General features: G+C 52.4%; 7 protein-coding genes and 1 pseudogene. 6 read left to right on the forward strand and 2 right to left on the reverse strand.

What is annotated here, in order from left to right:
* Positions 1–84: 84 nt before the first annotated feature.
* The 4 genes from INT19_RS12025 (at position 85) to INT19_RS12040 (ending at position 2931) form a co-directional block, all read left to right on the forward strand.
* Positions 85–702: a LysE family translocator gene (locus INT19_RS12025; protein WP_193060909.1), complete on the forward strand. Its 618-nt coding sequence runs from the start codon at positions 85–87 to the stop codon at positions 700–702.
* A 39-nt stretch (positions 703–741) separates the two neighbouring features.
* Positions 742–1437: a glutathione S-transferase family protein gene (locus tag INT19_RS12030; RefSeq protein WP_193060910.1), complete on the forward strand. Its 696-nt coding sequence runs from the start codon at positions 742–744 to the stop codon at positions 1435–1437.
* Between the two features lie 66 nt (positions 1438–1503).
* Positions 1504–2043: a YaeQ family protein gene (locus tag INT19_RS12035; RefSeq protein ID WP_193060911.1), complete on the forward strand. Its 540-nt coding sequence runs from the start codon at positions 1504–1506 to the stop codon at positions 2041–2043.
* A 192-nt stretch (positions 2044–2235) separates the two neighbouring features.
* Positions 2236–2931, forward strand: coding sequence for a lipid A deacylase LpxR family protein (locus INT19_RS12040; protein WP_301397766.1), 696 nt, complete (start codon positions 2236–2238; stop codon positions 2929–2931).
* On the opposite strand, the gene INT19_RS12045 is transcribed toward INT19_RS12040, so the two are convergent.
* A complete protein-coding gene (locus tag INT19_RS12045; protein ID WP_226916873.1) occupies positions 2928–4205 on the reverse strand; it encodes an IS3 family transposase in 1278 nt (425 codons plus the stop codon). The genes INT19_RS12040 and INT19_RS12045 overlap by 4 nt on opposite strands.
* A gap of 209 nt (positions 4206–4414) precedes the next feature.
* A pseudogene (locus tag INT19_RS19785) lies at positions 4415–4498 on the reverse strand (hypothetical protein); the annotation flags it as partial.
* Between INT19_RS19785 and INT19_RS12050 the strand changes: the two are divergent.
* Together INT19_RS12050 and INT19_RS12055 are read left to right on the forward strand one after the other, a co-directional pair.
* Positions 4492–4911 carry a lipid A-modifier LpxR family protein gene (locus INT19_RS12050; RefSeq protein WP_301397767.1) on the forward strand — a complete coding sequence of 140 codons (420 nt, stop codon included), beginning with the start codon at positions 4492–4494 and terminating at the stop codon, positions 4909–4911. The pseudogene INT19_RS19785 and the gene INT19_RS12050 overlap by 7 nt on opposite strands.
* Before the next feature lie 167 nt (positions 4912–5078).
* The gene (locus INT19_RS12055) at positions 5079–5396 is read left to right on the forward strand and encodes a DUF6693 family protein (protein WP_193060912.1); all 318 of its coding nucleotides are present in this window, start codon (positions 5079–5081) and stop codon (positions 5394–5396) included.
* Positions 5397–5699 lie beyond the last annotated feature (303 nt).

Consider the following 5699-nt stretch of genomic DNA (forward strand, 5'->3'; position numbering starts at 1 on the left):
TCTGTGAGAGGGATGAGGCGGTAACGCCTCACCCTACTCGATATTCTCAGGCTTACTATCTTAACTCTCTATGGAGTTGCCACGATGCAATGGGCCGCGTTTATCCTCGCCGCGCTTGGTTTTGCTTACCTACCCGGACCTGCGATGTTGTACACCGCAGCGCAAACGCTGGGGCGAGGCCGACGGGCAGGATGGTTAGCGGTTATCGGTGTGCATATCGGTTGCTACGTCCACGTTATTGCTGCCGCGCTAGGCTTGGCGCTACTGTTTGCGGCTATTCCGCCAGCTTACATTGCGATGAAGGTCATCGGTGGGCTTTACCTGCTCTGGATGGGACTGCGCCTCTGGAAGCAGGGCATCCGCTCCCATGGCGATGACGTTCCACTGGCAACCACTAAGCGCGTACTGCGTGACAGCTTTCTGGTGGAAGTGCTCAACCCTAAGACGGCGCTCTTCTTCGTAGCGTTTCTACCTCAATTTGTTCAGCCCGATAGCGCCATACCAGTGGCATGGCAACTGCTTTGGCTCGGTATCGCCACCAATGTGCTGTTCTCTTCTGCAGATGTCATGGTGGTGCTGCTGGCTAGCCCTCTGCGGGAGTGGCTACAAAAGTCCCATGGCTCCTCCAGATTGATTCAACGTATTGGCGGCGGCGTATTAATGGGATTAGGAAGCAATACCCTAGCTCAGGCGGCGCGTTAAGAGTGGCTGCTGATTCATGTCCTTTACCAGGAGCGCTGCATGTTTGACCTATATATTGCCAACAAGAATTACTCGTCTTGGTCGCTGCGCCCTTGGGTGCTAATGAAGGCGTTGAATATTCCCTTCAATGAACACGTCATGCCGTTTGAAGGCGGTGTTGGTGAGAGCAATGCCACCTTTAGGCGTTTTTCACCCTCTGGCTTGGTGCCATGCTTGGTGGATTCAGATGTCGAGGTAGCGGTATGGGACTCGTTGGCCATTGTTGAGTATCTGGCTGAAACGTACCCTGATGTGTGGCCGGAAGACAAAGCGGCACGCGCCTGGGCGCGTTGTGCCAGTGCCGAAATGCACAGTGGTTTTAGTGCACTGCGCAATGAGTGCTCAATGAATTGTGGCGTGCGTGTTGCGCTAAAAGAGCGTTCAGTAGGCCTAACCAATAATTTGGCACGACTAGACACGCTATGGCTGGAAGGCCTTGAACGCTTTGGAGGCCCCTTTCTGGCAGGGGAGCAGTTGTCTGCTGTTGATGCGTTTTACGCCCCAGTTGCGTTTCGGGTGCAGACGTTTAGTCTGCCGCTGAGCGAAGTATCACAGGCTTATGTTCAGCGTCTGATTGCACATCCGGCGATGGAAGAGTGGTACCAAGCCGCCTTGGCAGAAACCTGGCGTGAGCCGATGCATGAGCAGGACACGATTAAAAACGCCGCCTTATTAAACGATTACCGAGCGGTATAGCGCAGTGTCGCCCCTGTGTTTCGATAAATCCGCTACACTGACGCAAATTTTAGATGGATATTTCCAATGGCGTTGAGTGCTACCCCTTACAAAGTTGATGTCAACCTGACCGACCTTGATCGCAATGTCTATGAGACACTGCGTTTTACCGTGGCTCGGCACCCTTCTGAAACCGAAGACCGGATGTGCGCACGTTTAATCGCCTACCTATTGTGGTACAGCGAAGCGCTCGCTTTTGGTCGTGGCCTTTCCGATGTGGACGAACCCGCCTTGTGGGAAAAAAGCTTGGATGGCCGCGTGCTGCATTGGATAGAAGTCGGTTTGCCAGATGCCGAGCGTCTTACTTGGTGTTCACGCCGTGCGGAGCGGGTGTCACTATTAGCTTATGGGCGAGTAGATCTTTGGGAAAATAAAGTGCTACCGGCGGTGGCATCGCTCAAGAATGTGCATGTAGCAGGGCTACCGCAAGAGGCACTTGCTACTATCGCAGAGGGTCTGCCACGGTCCATTAACTGGGCAGTCATGATCAGCGACGGCTCGCTGTTCATTACCGATGAAAATGGCCAGCATGAAGTAACTCCTCAGTGGCTTCTCCGTGAGCGTTAGAAAGTTCAAAGCTAGCGAGTGGCCATGCTGTGGCGACGTTTTTTCCACGACAGGATGTCGAGATAGGCAGTGAGTTAGCGATGTAGATAGCAAGAAAGTACGCTTGCTATCTATTCGTGCCATTACATACAATCATTCATGTTTGTTAATAATTGATCGCTCTTGCTTTCCCCAATACTCAAGGATTGAGCCGTGAATAATACCTCTGCTCTAGGCAGGAAGGTGCTGCTTGTTATTTTACCGTTAAGCCTAATGCCCGCATTGGCCGCGGCTAGCGATAGCTCCCTGTCGGTAAAGTTTGCAAATGATGGCCTTGCCAGCAGCGATGACGGCCATTTTACCAGTGGTTTTGAGCTTAACTGGACCTTTACGCCGCAAGAAGCAAGTTGGGTGCAACGCCTTGCGACAGCGTTGCCCGATAGCCTTATCGGCCAAGCGGATAGGGCGTCTTACCGTTTGATTCACCAGATTTATACGCCGAACAATATCGAGCGCCGCGCGTTGATCGAGGATGATCGCCCTTATGCAGGTCTTGTCTACGGCGGAGTGTCGCTCTATGAAGACGTGCCGATGGGGCAATGGACGCAAGCGACCGATTTACATCTCGATATTGGGCTCGTGGGGCCATCCTCCCTTGCTGACAGTATTCAGCGCGAAGTACACCTAGTCACCGATAGCGATCGTCCTCGAGGCTGGCAAAATCAGCTGGGCGATGAGGCGCTGGTGAATTTAACCGTTCGTCGCCAATGGTGGAATGACATACCACTAGTCGGTAAACAGTTCTCCCACGGGCCCAGTGTGGGGGCAGCGTTAGGCAACTTATATACCTATGCTAGTGCTGGCTATAGCGGTGATTTTCAACCCAGTTGTCCAAATGGCTGCGCTTAAGCAGCCTGTTGATTACGCTCGATTTCGTGCATTTTTCCCGGGTTAAGCGAGACTGGGCCGGTGACTTCCCAGTTTCGAGTGTGGCCCGACCAGCGTTGCGGATGTCGCTGCTTCGCACGTTGGTATACCGCGTTCCGGCGTTCCAGGCGCTCTTGGTCTACGCCGCGATGACGGTCCGCTGGCGTGACATACTGGATGCCACTGTGCAGGTGCTGTTCGTTGTAAGCCCGCTCGAACGCTAGCATCCATTCTCGTACCGCGCCCAGCGATGCGAAGCCCTTGGTGGGCCACGCTGGACAGTATTTGACGGTACGGAACAGCGCTTCCGAGTAAGGGTTATCATTGCTTACTCTCGGCCGACTGTAAGACATCAACATGCCCAGCTCTGTTAGCCTCGCTTTGAGCGTATAGGAGGTCATCGGTGCTCCGTTATCAGAGTGCAGTACTGGCGGCTGATGCCAGCAACCTTCTCGCAGCAAGGCACGTTCCAAAAGCTGTTTAGCCAACTCGCCCGATTCCGTGTCGTGGACTTCCCAAGCAATGATTTTGCGGCTGTAGATATCCATGATCAGGTAAAGATACCAGTGCTGACCTCGCACAACGGAGGCACAATAACTGATGTCCCAGCTCCAGACCTGGTTTGGCCCTGTAGCCGTAAAGCTAGTCGGCTCGGGGACTGAACGACGTGGTTTCATACGGCCACGATGGTGCTGCTGATGATGCTTTTTCAAGACCCGATAAAACGACGATTCGGAGGCCAGATAGACGCCTTCGTCGGCCAATAAAGGAACGATTTGAGACGGCGGCAAGCTCTGATACTCGGGGCGATGGCACGTGTTCAAAATGGCTTGCTCTTCCTCATGCGTCAGCTGATGCGGCTGCCTGTGTTGCCCTGCATGTGGACGCTGATCCTCGACAATAGCGCCGCGCTCAGATCGCCACCGCTTCAGTGTGCGTTCGCTTATGCCGATCACGGCAGCCGCTTGATAACGGGACGCGCCACCCATAACCGCTTCGTCAAATAGCGCGATGAGCCTTGCACGTTCCTTTAGAGGCGTTAGTCGTCCTCGCCGCTGTCCGGATCCTCGCCGTACAAGGCTTCGAGCTTTTTTGAAAGCACCAGCAACGACGTTGTTTCTGCCAGCACCTTGTCTTTGCGCCGTACTTCCGCTTTGAGCTGCTTGATGGTCTTTCGGTCTTCTTTGCGCTGTTTCTGCGCTGCTTTTGCCTGCTCTTCTTGCCGACCAGCTCCTTCGAGACAAGCGGCTTTCCATTGCTGGATTTGCTCGGGATAAAGGCCTTTTTCACGACAGTAAGCGCCAAGCTCTGTTTCTGACATCGTCGCGGTTTCGATGACAACGGCTAGCTTGGCGTCAGGTGACCATTCGTTGTCGCCTTGGGTGTAACCCGGCACAGGCACTCCTTTTTCTCGACACTGTTTTAACCAACTATACAGCGTCGCGTTGGAGATGCCTTCTTCCGTTGCTACCGACGCCACACTGCGATTGTGGGGCGGCAATAACTTTTTCAGGATGGCGGCTTTACGCTCTTCAGAATAACGTGGCACATGAATTCCATACCGCTCCCTCTGGACTGAGTTTAGGCGATATCGCCAACCGGACAACTAGGCTGACAGAGGGGGATAGCGTACGCTGGGGAGATGATGCCGAAGGTATTCCTGCGCTGACACCCAACCCGGGTAGCCGTCATCTAATGAGTGGCCATCGTGGGTGGCAGTGGTATCTGTTTGCAAATGTAGAAGGCTATTACATGGCGCAGAACCTAACACTGGATGGTAATACATTCAGAGATAGCCACTCTGTTGACCGTGAAGAATGGGTAGCAGAAGCCTCCGCAGGGCTTGCCATGGCCTGGGAGGACTGGCAAGTAACGTATGCCGCTGTTCAGCGTACTCGTGAGTTTGATGGGCAAGATGAGCAGGACAAATTCGGGGCGATTACGTTAACGAGACGTTTTTAGAGTGGCGATAAAAAGAAGCAATCAACGTATTATCGATACGCCTGTCAGTATGACGAAAGGGGATGTTTCCTCTCGTAAAATAGCACTTATGCAATGAACTGCGCTGACGGGAGTAGTCGACAGTGGTAATCTGCGGCACTTTGTTTCTTAACACTTAAGGACGTACCGTGAATATTAAAGCGAATCTCTCTATTCTAGATATTATTGGCCACTTGCTGATTTGGGTCGTGCTAACCATTATTACCTTCGGGATTGCACTGTTTTTCTTCCCTTATTCGTTTGCCCGCTTTGTGATTAACCGTACCTCGGTGGTCGATCTTGCAACAGGCGTAGAACGTAAAATGGTGTGTGATATCAATATTTTTAGCAATATTGGTCATATTATTTTGTGGATGATTATCTCAATTTTGACGCTCGGGCTCGGGTATATTTTTTACGTCTATCGTGTTTGGAATTACGCACTGAATAACTCTCGCGTCCAGTAACTGTTACCTAGTAAGAAGAAGTAGCTGCTTTCAAAGGCTTTTGTCACGCTGCGGCTCAATCGTTTGGGAGATGAAAGCCAGGTTTCTGCCCAGTTCTTGCCTCAAGTAGGAGCGCTAGAGCTGGGCTGACAAGGCTTTATTGGTTCTGAGCGCTTTGTCGGTGAAGGGAAGTGCCCCTATGGTGCCTAGTCTGGATGGTTTGTATAGATGGTCAGTGTGGATGCTTAATAAGCACTTTAACCAATCGCCGTACAATAGGACCTGAATCCGTGAAGCTGGCGCCGATACTTTCCCTATCAACAC

Source organism: Halomonas sp. 3A7M, assembly GCF_014897875.1.
Classification (GTDB): Bacteria; Pseudomonadota; Gammaproteobacteria; order Pseudomonadales; family Halomonadaceae; genus Vreelandella.